Source organism: Streptomyces pseudoechinosporeus, assembly GCF_054783935.1.
Window position 1 is genome coordinate 1 of record NZ_BAAGPS010000017.1, and the last position, 15226, is coordinate 15226.

The window sequence follows — 15226 nt, forward strand, 5'->3', positions numbered from 1 at the left end:
GCATCCGCCTGGCCACTCCCGACGAATTCGCCACCCTCATCGCCGACTTCGTCGACTGAGCCCATCGGCAGGGGGCATGCCGCAGCTCACATCGGCAGCCAGGACCGGCCGGGAACAACCCACAACGGTTGACCGTTCACCTACATGTGGCTGCGGAGGGGACAGTGTCCCCGGGCCTCACCTACAGCCCATGGGGACGATCGTCCGGCTGAAGCCCCATGGAGCCCTCCGCCGAGAGGCGACCGCCCTCCGCAGACCACCACCCACGGCCCCGGCTGGTCTCCCCCGTCCAGCCGGGGCTTTGTACCTCCTGCGCCGGGGAGCTACTCGGCGGGCTCGTACGTCACGGACTCGAGTGGCCAGCCGAGAGCCACATCCCGCATTACGACCACAGGAGAGATTCGGAGCGTGACCGTACTGATCGCTGCCGGGCGGCGGTGGCCGTCACCCACCTGGTGGTGACGCCGCGAGTCCTGGCGGAACTCGACTATCGCTGGGCCCGAGTTCAGTGCCCGTGGCCGCCGCCCGAACCGTGCTCGTCCGCGGTCGGCTCCGGCACCGTCAGTTCCGCCGCTGCTGGCATGCCCCTCCCGTTAGCGGCCGGTCAAGGAGATGCCTCGAAGGTCTCGATCTCACAGCGCGACGCGCCGCTCTTTTCGATTCTGGCGTCACTCGTGATCAACGGCACGCCCAGGCTTTCGGCCAGGGCGACGTACTGGGCGTCGTAGGTGGACAGGTTGCTCGACAAGCCCTTGATGCGCTCCCAGAGGATCAAGGTCTCGTGCCGGTCGATCGCCAGGTCGCGATACGTCGCCAGGCCCTTGCGGAGCTGTCTTTCGTTGAGCTTGGGCTCACCGCCGCGTCGGCCGCGTGCCAGGCCGAGCAGCGCCGACATGATCTCGTAGTCGATCAGGTGTGGTGCGGCGAGCCGGTCCTCCTTCGCGACGCGGTCACGCACGCCGCGACCTGTGGGCCCCTCGTCGGTGAGGAAGAAGACGAGCGCGGAGCAGTCGACAACGATCACCGGCCCGCCCTTCCGTCATCGATCGCGGACAGTACGTCCGATGTGCTCAGACTGGCGCTGGCCTCGGCTTCGGCACGGGCGGCGACCTCGGCGAGCGTGGGCCGGGTGGCTTCACCGACGAGTACATCGAGCGCGTACGCCTGGAGCGACTTGCCCGCCTGCGCGGCGCGGGCCTTCAGTATGGCCAGAGCGTCGTCCGGAACATCCCGGATGGTTAGTGCAGTCATGCCTGCATTTTATCGGCGTTGCAGGCAAAATGCAGGCACACCCGAGCCCCGCGAATCAGGCACCGCCCAGGTTTCAGTGCCCGTGCCCGCCGTCCGAACCGTGCTCGTCCGCCGTCGATTCCGCCGCCGGTGCGGCTCCCGCGTGGACCGTGAAGGCCGCCGTACGGACCTTGCCCTCATGCTTGAAGTCGAGGAAGAGGCGGTACGCGCCCTTGCTGGGGGCCGTTGCCGTGAAGGACACCTCCGGGCCGGACTTCGTTTTCCCGTCGCCGGGCTCGCCGTTGGGGTGGACGTGGAGGTAGGCGAGGTCTCCTGAGCGAAGGGCGACCAGGTGGCCGTATGCGCCCAGGTAGGGCTGGAGGTTGCGCACGGGCTTGCCGTCCTTGGTGACGTTCAGCTTCAGTTCGCTGCCTGCGCCAGGGCGGAGCTCGCCGTTGAGCGTGACCTTGTAGTCGTCGACGATCGCGGTGGGGTTGGGCTTCGGCAGTTCGGCCGGCTTGTACGGGCCCGACACCGCGAGGTCGGAGCCAAGAGTCAGGCCCTCCGCGGCGCCCTTGGGCGTGAAGTCGGCGAAGACGCGGTAACCGCCCGCCTTCGGCAGCTCGACGGGGATCGACCAGGTGCCGTCGGCGGCACGGGTGGGGTGGAGGTGTCGATAGACCGTGAGGTCGCGTGAGGCGACGATGAGGTGCAGTTCCTTCTCGTGTTCCCGCTGGTACGCGGTCACGTTCCGTCCGGTGCTGTCCTTGACGATGGCGAAGCTCAGCTCGGTGGCCGCGCCGGCCTCGATGCGCGAGGTCTTCAGGTCGAGCGTGTAGCCGCCCTCGGAGGTCTGCAGCCCGCCGGGCAGTTCCGCCGCGTGCCCGCCGGCCGCCTCCGTTCCTCCGCCGTCTCCGCCGCCCCCGTCGTTCTTCGCGCTCGTCGCGTGGCTGTCGTGCTGCGCGGTCTCGGTGGTCTTGTCGTCGGACACCACGGGGTCGAGGGCGTTACCCACCCCGTAGGCCGTGCCGAAGGTCGCGGCGAGCGCGGCGGCGAAGGTCGTGATCTTCAGTGCGGTGTGCATGGCCTGGTCCCTTCTCAAGGGCCGCCGCTCGGGGGCGACCGACGCTTTCCAACATACCCCCAGGGGGTACACAGTCAAGTCAAATCGACTCTTGCATTGAATACGGGAGGGGGGTATAGATGGAAACCGAGAGCTTCATACCCCCTGGGGGTACCAATCAGCAGGCTGCGAGGAGCGGACATGGCCACCACCACACCCGGCGCCGCCGAGGTCGAACTCGCCATCGGCGGCATGACCTGCGCCTCGTGCGCGGCCCGGATCGAGAAGAAGCTCAACCGCATGGACGGCGTCGAGGCGACCGTCAACTACGCCACCGAGAAGGCCAAGGTCACGTACCGCGGCGAGGACGTCTCCGTCCAGGACCTGATCTCCACGGTCGAGGCCACCGGCTACACCGCCCACGAGCCCGCGCCCGTACGCCCCGAGCCCGCGCCCGGCGGCGAGGAAGAGCCCGGCTCCGGTGCGTACGACGAACTGCGGCCGCTTCGCGAGCGTCTGATCACCGCCGTCACCCTCGCCGTGCCGGTTGTTGCGATGGCGATGATCCCGGCCCTGCAGTTCGAGTACTGGCAGTGGCTGTCCCTGACGCTGGCGGCGCCCGTCGTCACGTATGCCGCCTGGCCCTTCCACCGCGCCGCCTGGACCAACGCCCGGCACGGTGCGGCCACCATGGACACGCTGATCTCGGTCGGTACGTCGGCCGCGTTCCTCTGGTCGGTGTGGGCCCTGTTCTTCGGAACGGCCGGCACGCCCGGCATGACACACCCCTTCGAGCTGACCATCGCCCGCAGCGACGGCGCCGGGAACATCTACCTCGAAGCCGCCGCCGGAGTCACCGCCTTCATCCTCGCGGGCCGCTACTTCGAGGCCCGGTCCAAGCGGAAGGCGGGCGCGGCTCTCAAGGCGCTGCTGGAGCTCGGTGCGAAAGAGGTGACGGTCCTGCGTGCCGACGGTCGCGAACTGACCGTCCCCACCGCCGAGTTGAAGGTCGGCGATCGCTTCCTGGTGCGCCCCGGCGAGAAGATCGCCACCGACGGTGTCGTCGTCCAGGGCTCCTCCGCCGTGGACGCCTCCATGCTGACCGGCGAGTCCGTACCGGTCGAGGTCACGGTCGGCGACGGCGTCACCGGTGCCACGCTCAACGTCGGCGGACGCCTCGTCGTCGAGGCGACCCGCGTCGGCGCCGACACCCAACTCGCCCGTATGGCCAAGCTGGTGGAGGACGCGCAGAACGGCAAGGCCGCCGCCCAGCGGCTCGCCGACAGGATCTCCGCGGTCTTCGTGCCGGTCGTCATCGGCCTCGCCCTGGCCACCCTCGGCTTCTGGCTCGGCAACGGTTCCGGGCTGACCGCCGCCTTCACGGCCGCGGTCGCCGTCCTGATCATCGCCTGCCCGTGCGCCCTGGGTCTCGCGACGCCGACCGCGCTGATGGTCGGCACCGGGCGCGGCGCGCAGCTCGGCATCCTGATCAAGGGCCCCGAGGTTCTGGAGAACACGCGCAAGGTCGACACGATCGTCCTCGACAAGACCGGCACGGTGACCACCGGCCGCATGACCCTCCTGAACGTGCACACAGCCGACGGCACCACCGAGGACGAAGTACTGCGGCTGGCCGGCGCGTTGGAGCACTCCTCGGAGCACCCCATCGCGAAGGCGGTGGCCGCGGGCGCCGCGCAGAAGGTCGGCGAGCTGCCCACCCCGGAGGACTTCGCGAACGTCGCGGGCCTCGGCGTCCAGGGCATCGTCGAGGGGCACGCGGTTCTGGTCGGCCGGGAGAAGCTGCTCGCCGAGTGGGAGATCCGGCTGACCGGGAACCTGGAGCGCGCCCAGGCGGAGGCCGAGGCGGCCGGACGTACGGCGATCGCGGTCGCCTGGGACGGCGAGGCCCGTGCGGTTCTCGAGGTGGCCGACGCCGTCAAGGAGACGAGCCCTGAAGCGATCACGCGGCTGCGGGCGCTCGGCCTGACGCCGATCCTGCTGACCGGCGACAACGAAGCGGTCGCGCGGTCGGTCGCCGCCGAGGTCGGTATCGACGAGGTCATCGCCGAGGTCCTCCCCCAGGACAAGGTGGACGTGGTCAAGCGCCTTCAGGCGGAGGGCCGTTCGGTGGCGATGGTCGGCGACGGCGTCAACGACGCGGCCGCGCTGGCGCAGGCGGACCTGGGGCTGGCCATGGGTACGGGCACGGACGCGGCCATCGAGGCCGGCGACCTCACTCTCGTACGGGGCGATCTGCGGGCCGCGGCCGACGCGATCCGCCTCTCGCGCCGAACCCTCGGCACCATCAGGTCCAACCTGTTCTGGGCCTTCGCCTACAACGTCGCCGCCCTCCCCCTCGCGGCGGCCGGCCTCCTCAACCCGATGATCGCGGGAGCGGCGATGGCGTTCTCGTCGGTCTTCGTGGTGGGCAACAGCCTGCGCCTGCGGGGATTCCAGGCGGCGGGCTCTTGACAGGAGATATACCCCCTAGGGGTATGATGAGACATATCGAGTAGAGACACGAAACGAAGAGACAAGCGAAGACAAGCGAAGAGACAAGAACCGACAGGAGCAGAGTCATGGTGCAGGACATTTACGAGGTCAAGGGCATGACGTGCGACCACTGCGTCAAGGCCGTCTCGTCCGAGGTCGGCGCGCTCGACGGCGTCACGGGCGTGGAGGTCGACCTGAAGACCGGCCGCGTGACGGTGTCCAGCGGCGAACGCCTGGCGTACGACGCGGTCGCCGAGGCCGTGGACGAGGCCGGCTACGACCTGATAGCCCGCCGCGAGCAGTAGGGCACGCAGCCGGCCATGCGCAGCAGCCCGGAACGGTCCCGCCCGTGTACGTCTCGTACGGGCGGGACCGTTTTTCGCTACGGCAGATCGGCAGGTCAAAGCCGGTCGGGCCGGTCGGTTTTGTCCGGCCATACGCCCACGTGGTCCGGTTCCGCTGTCGGGCGGACCCGGTCGCGCAGGCCGTAGCGCCCGCTTCTGAGGGGACGGGCCCACGCGAGCCCGTCCCCTCAGCGGAACCGGAGGGATCCGGTTCCGTCCCGCTCTGCGCTCAGCTCTCCGGCTGACTGATGTTCACCATCCAGGGGATGCCGAACCGGTCCGTACACATACCGAATACGTCGCCCCACATCTGCTTCTCCAGCGGTACGGACACCGAGCCGCCGGCGGACAGCTTCTCCCAGTAGCCGCGCAGCTCGGAGTCGTCGTCGCCGGTCAGGGCCACCGAGAAGTTGCTGCCCGGCTGCGCCTCCTGCCCCGGAGCGCCGTCGGCGCCCATCAGGGTGAAGCCGCTCGGGGTCTCCAGCATGCCGTGCATGATCTTGTCGGCGTCCGGCGTGTCCCCCTGCCCGAACTCGCCGTAAGTGTTCATCAACAGCGTGCCGCCGAACACCTCCTTGTAGAACTCCAACGCCTGCCGGGCGTCACCGTTGAAGCTGAGATACGGATTGAGCCGCGAGGCCATGAAAACCTCCCTGATAGGGAAAATCGGTCAGATGCGCGCAGACTAGCGCGAGCCACTGACAACGACCTGCCGACTGCGACAGGGCTCAATGAAGCACCGGTGACGACTACGTCGCATGCCGAGATCAGCGCCTGGCGGCGCACGTCAGCGCACCGGCATCGCCAGGTACTGGTACTCCAGGAACTCGTCGATTCCGACCCTGCCGCCCTCGCGGCCGAGCCCCGACTGCTTGATGCCGCCGAAGGGTGCGGCCGGGTTGGACACGAGGCCGGTGTTGAGGCCGACCATGCCCACCTCCAGGCGTTCGCTGACGCGCAGGGCGCGGTCCAGGCCCTCGGTGAAGACGTAGCCGACGAGTCCCCAGGGGGTGTCGTTGGCGCGGCGTACGACCTCGTCCTCGTCATCGAAGGTGAGGATCGCCGCCACGGGGCCGAAGATCTCCGTGTCCATCAGGCGGCTCTCGGGATCGACATCCGCGAGCACGGTCGGCGGGTAGAAACGGCCGGGGCCCTCGGGAGCCGTACCGCCGACAAGCACCTCGGCGCCGCGCTCCACCGCGTCGGCGACCAGTTCCTCGACCTTGGCGCGGCCCGCGTCGTCGATCAGGGGGCCCACGTCCACGCCGTCGCGGGTGCCGGGGCCGACGACCAACGCCCCCATCCGGGCGGCCAGTCGGCGCCCGAACTCCTCGGCCACCGACCGGTGCACGAAGAAGCGGTTGGCGGCGGTGCACGCCTCGCCCATGTTGCGCATCTTGGCCACCATCGCGCCGTCCACGGCCTTGTCCAGGTCGGCGTCGTCGAAGACGACGAAGGGCGCGTTGCCGCCCAGCTCCATCGACGTACGTACGACAGTGTCGGCGCACTGCGCGAGCAGCAGCCGCCCGACGGCCGTGGAACCGGTGAAGGACAGCTTGCGGATCCGGCCGCCACGCAGCAGCGGCTCGACCACCTCGCCCGCACGGGAGGTGGTGACGACGTTGAGCACGCCGTCCGGCAGCCCCGCCTCCTTGAGGATCCCGGCCAGCGCGAGGCTGGACAGCGGGGTCTGCGGGGCCGGCTTGAGCACCATCGTGCAGCCCGCCGCGATCGCGGGGCCGATCTTGCGGGTGCCCATGGCCAGCGGGAAGTTCCACGGGGTGATCAGCAGGCAGGGACCGACCGGGCGGCGGGTGAGCAGCATGCGGTTGCGGCCGTCGGGCAGGGTGCCGTAGCCGCCCTCGATCCGTACCGCCTCCTCGGAGAACCAGCGGAAGAACTCGGCCGCGTACGCCACCTCGCCGCGGGCCTCGGCGAGTGGCTTGCCCATCTCGGTGGTCATCAGCAGGGCGAGTTCGTCGGTGCGGGCGAGGATGATCTCGTGCGCGCGGCGCAGGATCTCACTGCGTGCCCGGGGTGCCGTACGGGCCCACTCCTCCTGTGCCTCGACGGCGGCGTCCTCCGCGAGCCGGGCGTCCTTGGGTCCGGCGTCGGCGACATGGGCGATGATCTCGCCGGTGGCGGGGTCGTCGACGGGCATGGTGGCGCCGTCGGCGGCGTCCACCCAGGCGCCGCCGATGAACAGCTGCTTGAGTACGTCGGTCATGAGGTTTCTCCTGGCTGGTGCGAGTGCGAGTGGGCGGCGGGGTCGAGGAGTTCGGCGAGGTGTACGGCGCGGATGCCCCGGCCGCCGGCGAGGTGGTCCACCTGCGTGGCACAGCTGAAGCCGTCGGCCACGACGGGCAACGGGCCTTCGCTGTCCGGGAGTTCGGCTCGATCGGCGGGTTCGGCGCGACCGGCGGGCTCGGTGCGATCGGCGAGTTCGTCGAGGCGCGGGCGCAGGGCCAGATCGGCTACGGCCATCGAGGTGTCGTAGTGCTGTTCCTCGAAGCCGAAGTTGCCGGCGAGTCCGCAGCAGCCCTCGGCCTCTGCCAGCTTCTGTACGCCGAGCCGGCGCAGCAGGTCGGCCGGGCGGCGGCTGCCGAAGGTCGCGTACTCGTGGCAGTGCGTCTGGAGCAGCACCGATTCGGGGAGCGGCGGCGGGTTCCAGTCCGGCGCGGCGAGGTCGGTCAGGGCGCCGGTGAGGGTGTGGACGCGGGCCGCGACACGCCGGGCGGCATCGGTGCCGAGGAGTTCGGGCACGTCCCGCTTGAGGGCGGCGGCGCAGCTGGGTTCCGCCACGACGATCGGCAGGCCGTCGCCGCTGTCGAGGCGGGCGACCGTACGGGCCATGACGCGGCGGGCCACGGACAGTTGGCCGGTGCTGACCCAGGTCAGTCCGCAACACAGGCCGTCCTGCGCCGTGTTGGGGATTCCGGCGTCGGCGAGTACGCGCGCGGTCGCGCCCGCCACGTGGGGGCGGAAGGCGCGGGTGAAGCTGTCGACGAAGAGCAGAGCCTTCGACGGTTCGCTCGTCTTCGCCGCGCGCAGGACCTTGCGCCGGACGCGCCGGGAGGCGAACGCCGGGATCCTGCGTTTCGTCGTCACGCCGCCGAGGCGGGCGAGCAACGTGCCCACCGGTCCGCGCAGCAGGGCATTCACCGGCCGGGCCGCGTATCCGGCGAGCGCGGAGGTCAGGGGCAGCCAGCCCAGCGAGTAGTGGGAGCGGGGGCGGAGCCGTCCCTTGTAGTGGTGGTGCAGGAACTCCGCCTTGTACGTGGCCATGTCGACGCCGACCGGGCAGTCGCTGGAACACGCCTTGCAGGACAGGCACAGATCGAGGGCGTCCTTGACCTCGGTCGAGCGCCAGCCGTCCTGGACGGTCTCGCCGCGCGCCATCTCCTGGAGCAGGCGGGCCCTCCCCCGCGTGGAGTGGTTCTCGTCGCCGGTGGCCCGGTAGCTGGGGCACATCACGCCGCCCGCGTCGCTGCGACAGCGGCCGACGCCGACGCAGCGGCGGGCCGCGCCGACGAAGCCGTCCTCGTCGTGCGGGAAGGTGAACTCCGTGTCGAGGAGCGGGAGTTCGCGCAGGGCCAGGTCGGCGTCGAGGGCGGCCGGGGCCACGATGACGCCGGGGTTGAGCAGCCCGTCCGGGTCGAAGATCTCCTTGAAGGCGGCGAACGTCCGGATCATCTGGCGGCTGTACATGACCTCCAGCAGTTCACCGCGCGCCCGCCCGTCACCGTGCTCGCCGGACAGCGTTCCGCCGTGCCCGACGACCAGGGACGCCGCCTCGGTGAGGAACCTTCGCGTGGCAGTCCGACCGGTCTCCGTGGCGAGGTCGAAGTCGATGCGTACGTGGACGCAGCCCGCGCCGAAGTGCCCGTACAGCACACCGGTCAGCTCGTGCGTGGCCAGCAGCTTGCGGAAGTCCCGTAGATAGGCGGCCAGTTGCTCGGGCGCGACCGCCGCGTCCTCCCAGCCGGGCCAGGACTCCCCGCCGTCCACGAGACGGGCGGCGAGCCCTGCGCCGTCCTCGCGGACCCGCCACAGCGAGCGCCGTTCGGCCGCGCTGTCCACGACCCGTCCGCCGGTCAGCCGGCCCCGGTCCTTGAGCACGGCCAGGAGTCCGGCCGCGCGGGAGGCGACCAACTCCTCGTCGTCACCGTCGAGTTCGACGTACAGCCAGGCGCGCCCTTCGGGCAGTCCGGTGACGGAGTCCGGGCCGCGGCGGGCGCGCATGGTGGCGACGATCGCCTCGTCCATGCCCTCCACGGCGGTGGGCGACCAGCGCAGGATCTCGGGTACGTCCTCGGCGGCGTCGACGACGTCGTCGTAGCCGAGGGTCAGCAGCGCTGTGGCGGGAGCCGTCGCCACGAGCCGTACCGTCGCCGCCGTGACGACCGCGCACGTGCCCTCCGTGCCGACGAGCGCGCGGGCCAGGTCGAAGCCGTTCTCCGGCAGCAGACGGTGCAGGTGGTAGCCGGAGACCTGGCGCGGGATGCGGCCCAGCTCGGTGCGGATCGGAGCCAGGTTGTCGGCGATCAGGTTCCGTATGTCCTGTTCCAGCCGGGAGATGTGTCCTGCGGCATCGGGGTCGACCGGGTGCAGCCCGGTGTGGTCGGCGATGGCGCGCACGCCGTCGGCCGTCACGATCTCCAGGGCCTCGATGTGGCCGCTGGTCCGCCCGTGCCGTACCGACCGGTTGCCGCAGGCGTCGTTGCCGATCATGCCGCCGAGGGTGCAGCGGCTGTGCGAGGACGGGTCCGGGCCGAAGGTGAGCCCGTGCGCGCGGGCCGCGCCCACCAGCGCGTCGAGGACCACTCCGGCCTCGACGCGCGCCGTGCGCGCCTCCGGGTCGATGTCCAGGATCCGGTTCATGTGGCGGGAGAAGTCCAGGACGACGCCCGGTCCCACGGCGTTGCCCGCCATGCTGGTGCCGCCGCCCCGCGCGGTGACCGGGACGCCCGCCTCGCGGCAGGCCCGCAGCACCGCGCACACGTCGTCGGCGGTGCGCGGGAAGACCACGGCCCGGGGCGGAACCCGGTAGTTGGAGGCGTCGTAGGCGTACGGCCCGGTGCGTCCCGGACCCGTCTCCACCCGCAGACCGGGGGCGGTCCGGGCGAGGTCGGCCACCAGGCCGGCGAGCGCGTCCGTCATCGCTGTGATGCTCCTGCGGTACCGGCCTCGACCGCGGCCGTCCACGCCTGGAGCCCCTCGTCCACGGCCGTCTCGTCGATCACGAGCGCCGGGATCATCCGTACGACCTGGTTCCAGGCCCCGCACAGCAGCAGGAGCAGACCCTCGTCGACGGCGGCCTTCTGCACGCGGGCGGCGGTCTCGGGGTCGGGGCTGCCGTCCTCGGTGACGAACTCGCTGGCCAGCATCAGCCCCAGGCCCCGTACGTCCCCGATGGCGGGCGTCCGCTCGGCCACCGCCTCCAGACCCTGCCGCAGCCGGGCGCCCATGGCGTCGGCGTTCTCGACGAGCTTCTCGTCGCGTACGACATCCAGGGTGGCGCAGGCCGCGGCGCAGGCGACGGCGTTGGCACCGTACGTACCGCCCTGCGAACCCGGCCACGCCTTGCCCATCAGCTCCTCGGAGGCCGCGATGCCGGAGATCGGGAAGCCGCTGGCCAGCCCCTTCGCGGTGATCAGGATGTCCGGGGTGACACCGAAGTGGTCATGACCCCAGAACCGGCCGGTGCGGCCCACGCCGGTCTGCACCTCGTCGAGGATCAGCAGGAAGCCGTGCCGGTCCGCCCGCTCCCGCAGCCCCTCCAGGAACGCGCGGGTCGCGGGCACGTACCCGCCCTCGCCCAGCACCGGCTCGACGATGATCGCGGCCGTGTCGGCGGGCGAGGAGATCGTCTGGAGGGTGTAGTCGAGCTCCTTCAGGGCGAAGCGGGTGGCGGTCTCCTCGTCCCAGCCGTAGCGGTAGGCCGACGGGAAGGGGGTGACGACCACGCCGCTCATCAGCGGCGAGAAGCCGGAGCGGAAGCGGGTGCCGGAGGTGGTCATGGCGGCGGCGGCCACGGTCCGGCCGTGGAAACCGCCGTGACAGACAAGGACGTTGGGGCGGCCGGTGGCCTGCCGGGCCAGCCGCAGTGCCGCCTCCACCGCCTCACTGCCGGAGTTGGTGAAGAACAGGCTGTCCAGTCCGGACGGCAGCACCTCGCCGAGCTTGTCGACAAGCTGGCGCAGCGGCCGGTGCATGACCGTCGTGTACTGGCCGTGGACCAGCGTGCCGACCTGTTCCTGCGCCGCCGCCACCACCCTGGGGTGACAGTGCCCGGTGCTGGTGACACCGATCCCGGCGGTGAAGTCGAGATAACGGCGGCCGTCCTCACCGTAGAGGTGGACGCCCTCGCCCCGGACGGCCGTCACAGGCGTGGCCTGGCGAAGGTGCGGCGACAGTGCGGTCATGTTCGTCTCCCGGCCTTACGTCGTGATCTGCGTGGTCTGCTTACTCCTGCATCCCGAGCATTTCCGCGGCCACGCACGGCAACAACGCGCGATCTGTCCGGCGGGGAGGCGGTGTTCGGACGTTGTGTCAACCGCGCTGGGCGACGACCGGCTGTCCAGCGCCGCACCAGCCTCCGTCGGACTGCTCTTGCGCAGGTCAGCGACGCTTGTCACAGTGTCCGGGCGTGCAGGGAGGCACTGTGAGCGAGAACCACCGAACGACCCGCTCGCCGGACGCGGCTGAGCAGGATGCCACTGCGTCCGAGCGTAGACCCGCCGCAGTCGGCACGCTCACCGTCGCCGACGTGCTGGCCCTTCCCGTCCTGGCCTCGGGACAGCCGCGGGTCCTCACCGGCGAGGACCACCTCGACCGGCCGGTCCGCTGGGTCCACATCACCGAACTGACCGACCCCGCCTCCTTCCTCAAGGGCGGCGAACTCGTCCTCACCACCGGCATGCCCCTCCCCGAGGACCCCGCAGGCGTACGCCGATACGTGGACGAACTCGCCGACATCGGAACAGCGGCCCTGGTCATCGAACTCGTACGCCGCTACCACCGCCCGCCCGACGCCCTCGTCCAGGCCTGCCGCACCCGCGGCCTGCCACTGATCGCCCTGACCAAGGACGTCAACTTCCTGGAGGTCACCCAGGTCGTCCACGCGCTCCTCCTCGGCAGCCAGGCGGAGGCGATGCGCAGGACCCAGCGGATCCACGAGGCGTTCACCGCCCTGACGCTGCGCGGCGCCGGCCCCGAGGACGTCGTACGCGCCGCGGCGGAGATGAGCGGCCACACGGTCGTACTGGAGAACCTGGTGCACCAGGCGCTGATCTGCGAGCCCTCCGGCAGCACGGTGGAGGAGGCGCTCACCGGCTGGGAACAGCGCTCCCGGGCCACCCCGCCCGCCGAGCACACGGACGTCCGCGGACCTGAGAGCTGGCTGGTGACACCCGTGGAATACCAGGGCGAACGCTGGGGCCGGGTGGCGATGCTCCCCGCGCCGTCCGGCTCATCGGCTCACGGGGCCTCGGCATCTGCCAAGCCGTCCGCGCCGGAGGACGTCACCGTGCTGGAGCGGACGGCGATGGCCCTGACCATCGCCCGCCTCATCCACCCCACGCCCTGGGAACGGACCGCCCACCGAAGCGCCCTGCGGGACCTGGCCGAGCAGCGCCACCGCTCCCCGGCAGACGCCCGTGCCCGCGCCGCCGCCCTGGGCCTGCCGACCGAGGAGCATCACTTCCTCGCCGTACTCGTGGACATGCGCGGCACCCGCGACCTCCACGCGGAGGACGACACCGCGGAGCCGGAGACCCGCCTGTCCGCGGAACTCCGCACGGCAGGGCCCCCGGCACTCGTCGGCGAACTGGCCCCCGGCCGCCTCGGTATCCTGCTGGCGCTGCGCCCGGCCCAGCCCTGGCGGCCCACGGTCGAACGGCTGAGCCGCACCGCGCTGGACCTGGACCCTCACACGGTCGTCAGCGTCGGCTCCGAGGTCACGGACCTCTCCGACACCGCCCGCTCCTTCCGCGAGGCGGCCCGCGTGGCCGAGGCGACCCCGCCCGGCCGGCCCCTCCCCCCGGACCGTTCCTTCCACGAACTGTCCGACATCGGCCTGCGCCGCCTGCTGTACGCGCTCCGCGAGGACCCCCGGATCCAGGAGTACGCCGAACGACAGCTGGGCCGGCTCATCGACCACGACACCCGGCACGGCACCGACCTGCTGACGACCCTGCGCCATTACCTGGACGCCGCGGGCAACAAGACGACCACCGCTCGACGCGGCGCCCTGTCCCGGGAAACCGTCTATCAACGCCTGCGCACCATCGAGCGCCTCCTCGACTGCGACCTCGAATCCGGCGAACGCCGCACCGAACTGCACGCGGCACTCACGGCTCTCGACGTTCTACGAGCCCACTGACCCTCTACTGCTCCGACCGTGGTGGACTGCCGTCGGGACACCCGAAGCAGCAGGATCCGGTCGTCGGCGTCCTCCGGTGAACCCTTGCCGTCGGTACCACCCGAACCCCCGAAGTGCAGCCCGCGAGCATCAGCGTCAGTACGACGGCGGCGCAGGCTGCGGCCCAGGGCGCCTTCGAAATGGGATGGGGCACTGCAGGGTTCTCCTCGATCTGGATGCGGCCCGGGGTGCCTCACGTCTGGGGACCGGTCCCGACCGGCCGCGGCTACCGTCGCCGGGACGACTACGGGCGTGTACGCGGCCGTGCCGGCTTCACGGGAAGAGTGGCGACATGGGCGAGCGGGCGGCACACCCGCCGGGGGAGGACAACCCGTCAGCGGGCGAGCAGCTGCGGGCCGAGGTCGACGGCCTCCGCGAGGAGGTGGCGCGGCTCAGGCTCCGGGCGGAGGGACGACGACCAGGCGGCGTCGGCCCCGCGCCGGGGGGAACGGAAGACAGGGCGGACGGCGCACCCGTCGTCCGCCCGTCCCAGGGGTCGCCGCCTGGTCTAGGGCGCGGCGTCTCCCGCCGCGGCCTCCTCATCGCCGGGGGCGCTGCCGTGACCGTCGGGGGCGGGGCCGCCGTCGCCCTGCTCGCCCGCGGCGACGGCGAAGACCCGAAGGGCGTCGCGCCTGCCCGTTCCCGTGCCCCGGCGCCTGCCGCTTCCCGTCCCCCGGCGAGCATCCCCGCCCGACCCAGGCTCCGCCGCCTCGGAACACTCAAGGGCCACGCCGACGGCGCCCACGGGCTGTGGTTCAGCCCGGACGGGCGGACCCTGGTCTCCAGCGAGGCCGACGTGGGGAACCTGCGGCTGTGGGACGTCGCTTCCCGCAAGCCCCTCGGCGCCCCACTGACCTCGCCCTACGTCAACTTCCTGTCCGCAGCGGTCACCCCGGACGGGAGAACGCTCATCACCGGCGGCGGGGACAGGACGGAGTTCTGGAGCGTTCCGTCACGGCGCCCGAGTGGCGCTCCGCTCACGCTGTCGTACGACGACGCCGTGTTCAACGTCGTAGCCCTCAGCCCCGACGGCAGAACCCTGGCCACGGGCGGAATGGGCGAAAGCGACGACATCTACGGACCGGGCAACGGCGAGGTCCGTCTGTGGGACATGGCGTCGCGCAGGCAGGTGGGCCAGGCGCTCACCGGCCACGAAGGCGACCTCACCGGACTGGTGTTCAGCCCGGACGGCAAGACCCTTGCCGTCAGCAGCGAGGTGTACGAGGGGACAGTGCGGTTGTGGGACGTGGCGTCGCGCAAGCCGCTGGGCCGGCCACTGCGCCATGAAGGCGGCGTCACCGGCATGGTGTTCAGCCCGGACGGCCGGACGCTGGCCTCGGCCTCGGGAGGGGTCTCGAACTCGGGAGGAGTTCCGGGCGCCGTACGGTTCTGGGACGCGGCCACCGGCGCCGCGCGCGGCAAACCGCTGCGCCACGACAACTGGGGCATCAACGTGCTCGCGTACAGCGGGGACGGCAGGACCGTCACCACGATCGGCGCCTACGAAACACCCAGGATGCGTTTCTGGGACGCGGCCACGCACCGGGAACGCGCCGAGCCCCTGGACCCCGTCTGGCCGGACTCGGCCACGGCTTTCGCGCCCGACGGAGTGACCCTGGCAGCCGAAAATGCAGACGGATCGATCAGTCTCTGGCGGATCGAGTAGGCGCGGCA

General features: G+C 71.2%; 11 protein-coding genes. 4 read left to right on the forward strand and 7 right to left on the reverse strand.

Annotation, left to right across the window (positions count from 1 at the left end):
- Positions 1–604 precede the first annotated feature (604 nt).
- The 3 genes from ACYVO6_RS22045 to ACYVO6_RS22055 form a co-directional block, all read right to left on the reverse strand.
- Entirely contained in the window at positions 605–1024 is a 420-nt protein-coding gene (locus tag ACYVO6_RS22045) for a type II toxin-antitoxin system VapC family toxin (RefSeq protein ID WP_461063637.1), read from the reverse strand.
- On the reverse strand, positions 1021–1251 hold the full coding sequence (locus ACYVO6_RS22050) for a FitA-like ribbon-helix-helix domain-containing protein (RefSeq protein ID WP_461063639.1): 231 nt from the start codon (positions 1249–1251) through the stop codon (positions 1021–1023). The genes ACYVO6_RS22045 and ACYVO6_RS22050 overlap by 4 nt, the downstream gene beginning before the upstream one ends.
- A 73-nt stretch (positions 1252–1324) precedes the next feature.
- The gene (locus tag ACYVO6_RS22055) at positions 1325–2314 is read right to left on the reverse strand and encodes a hypothetical protein (RefSeq protein WP_461063641.1); all 990 of its coding nucleotides are present in this window, start codon (positions 2312–2314) and stop codon (positions 1325–1327) included.
- A 180-nt stretch (positions 2315–2494) separates the two neighbouring features.
- On the opposite strand from ACYVO6_RS22055, the gene ACYVO6_RS22060 reads away from it, so the two are divergent.
- Both ACYVO6_RS22060 and ACYVO6_RS22065 read left to right on the forward strand, forming a co-directional pair.
- Positions 2495–4765 (forward strand): heavy metal translocating P-type ATPase, encoded by a 2271-nt coding sequence (locus ACYVO6_RS22060; RefSeq protein WP_461063643.1) that lies wholly within the window; start codon positions 2495–2497, stop codon positions 4763–4765.
- 107 nt (positions 4766–4872) lie between these two features.
- Positions 4873–5091 carry a heavy-metal-associated domain-containing protein gene (locus ACYVO6_RS22065; protein WP_033325961.1) on the forward strand — a complete coding sequence of 73 codons (219 nt, stop codon included), beginning with the start codon at positions 4873–4875 and terminating at the stop codon, positions 5089–5091.
- A gap of 268 nt (positions 5092–5359) precedes the next feature.
- On the opposite strand, the gene ACYVO6_RS22070 is transcribed toward ACYVO6_RS22065, so the two are convergent.
- From ACYVO6_RS22070 to ACYVO6_RS22085, 4 genes are all read right to left on the reverse strand, one after another.
- Positions 5360–5773: a VOC family protein gene (locus tag ACYVO6_RS22070; RefSeq protein WP_461063645.1), complete on the reverse strand. Its 414-nt coding sequence runs from the start codon at positions 5771–5773 to the stop codon at positions 5360–5362.
- Positions 5774–5917: 144 nt separating this feature from the next.
- Positions 5918–7357 (reverse strand): NAD-dependent succinate-semialdehyde dehydrogenase, encoded by a 1440-nt coding sequence (locus ACYVO6_RS22075; protein ID WP_461063647.1) that lies wholly within the window; start codon positions 7355–7357, stop codon positions 5918–5920.
- The gene (locus tag ACYVO6_RS22080; RefSeq protein ID WP_461063793.1) at positions 7354–10299 is read right to left on the reverse strand and encodes an FAD-binding and (Fe-S)-binding domain-containing protein; all 2946 of its coding nucleotides are present in this window, start codon (positions 10297–10299) and stop codon (positions 7354–7356) included. The genes ACYVO6_RS22075 and ACYVO6_RS22080 overlap by 4 nt, the downstream gene beginning before the upstream one ends.
- Positions 10287–11555 carry an aspartate aminotransferase family protein gene (locus ACYVO6_RS22085; RefSeq protein WP_461063649.1) on the reverse strand — a complete coding sequence of 423 codons (1269 nt, stop codon included), beginning with the start codon at positions 11553–11555 and terminating at the stop codon, positions 10287–10289. The genes ACYVO6_RS22080 and ACYVO6_RS22085 overlap by 13 nt, the downstream gene beginning before the upstream one ends.
- A 239-nt stretch (positions 11556–11794) precedes the next feature.
- Between ACYVO6_RS22085 and ACYVO6_RS22090 the strand changes: the two genes are divergently transcribed.
- Both ACYVO6_RS22090 and ACYVO6_RS22095 read left to right on the forward strand, forming a co-directional pair.
- Positions 11795–13513, forward strand: a complete 1719-nt coding sequence (locus tag ACYVO6_RS22090; RefSeq protein WP_461063651.1) for a PucR family transcriptional regulator — start codon at positions 11795–11797, stop codon at positions 13511–13513.
- A 331-nt stretch (positions 13514–13844) separates the two neighbouring features.
- Positions 13845–15218, forward strand: coding sequence for a WD40 repeat domain-containing protein (locus tag ACYVO6_RS22095; protein ID WP_461063653.1), 1374 nt, complete (start codon positions 13845–13847; stop codon positions 15216–15218).
- The last annotated feature ends 8 nt before the right edge of the window (positions 15219–15226 follow it).

Excerpts from the sequence above, each read along its gene's own strand:
- ACYVO6_RS22060 (WP_461063643.1), top strand. The coding sequence starts at position 2,495 with ATGGCCACCACCACACCCGGCGCCGCCGAGGTCGAACTCGCCATCGGC.
- ACYVO6_RS22050 (WP_461063639.1), bottom strand. The coding sequence starts at position 1,251 with ATGACTGCACTAACCATCCGGGATGTTCCGGACGACGCTCTGGCCATA.
- ACYVO6_RS22095 (WP_461063653.1), top strand. The coding sequence starts at position 13,845 with ATGGGCGAGCGGGCGGCACACCCGCCGGGGGAGGACAACCCGTCAGCG.
- ACYVO6_RS22065 (WP_033325961.1), top strand. The coding sequence starts at position 4,873 with ATGGTGCAGGACATTTACGAGGTCAAGGGCATGACGTGCGACCACTGC.
- ACYVO6_RS22055 (WP_461063641.1), bottom strand. The coding sequence starts at position 2,314 with ATGCACACCGCACTGAAGATCACGACCTTCGCCGCCGCGCTCGCCGCG.
- ACYVO6_RS22085 (WP_461063649.1), bottom strand. The coding sequence starts at position 11,555 with ATGACCGCACTGTCGCCGCACCTTCGCCAGGCCACGCCTGTGACGGCC.
- ACYVO6_RS22070 (WP_461063645.1), bottom strand. The coding sequence starts at position 5,773 with ATGGCCTCGCGGCTCAATCCGTATCTCAGCTTCAACGGTGACGCCCGG.
- ACYVO6_RS22075 (WP_461063647.1), bottom strand. The coding sequence starts at position 7,357 with ATGACCGACGTACTCAAGCAGCTGTTCATCGGCGGCGCCTGGGTGGAC.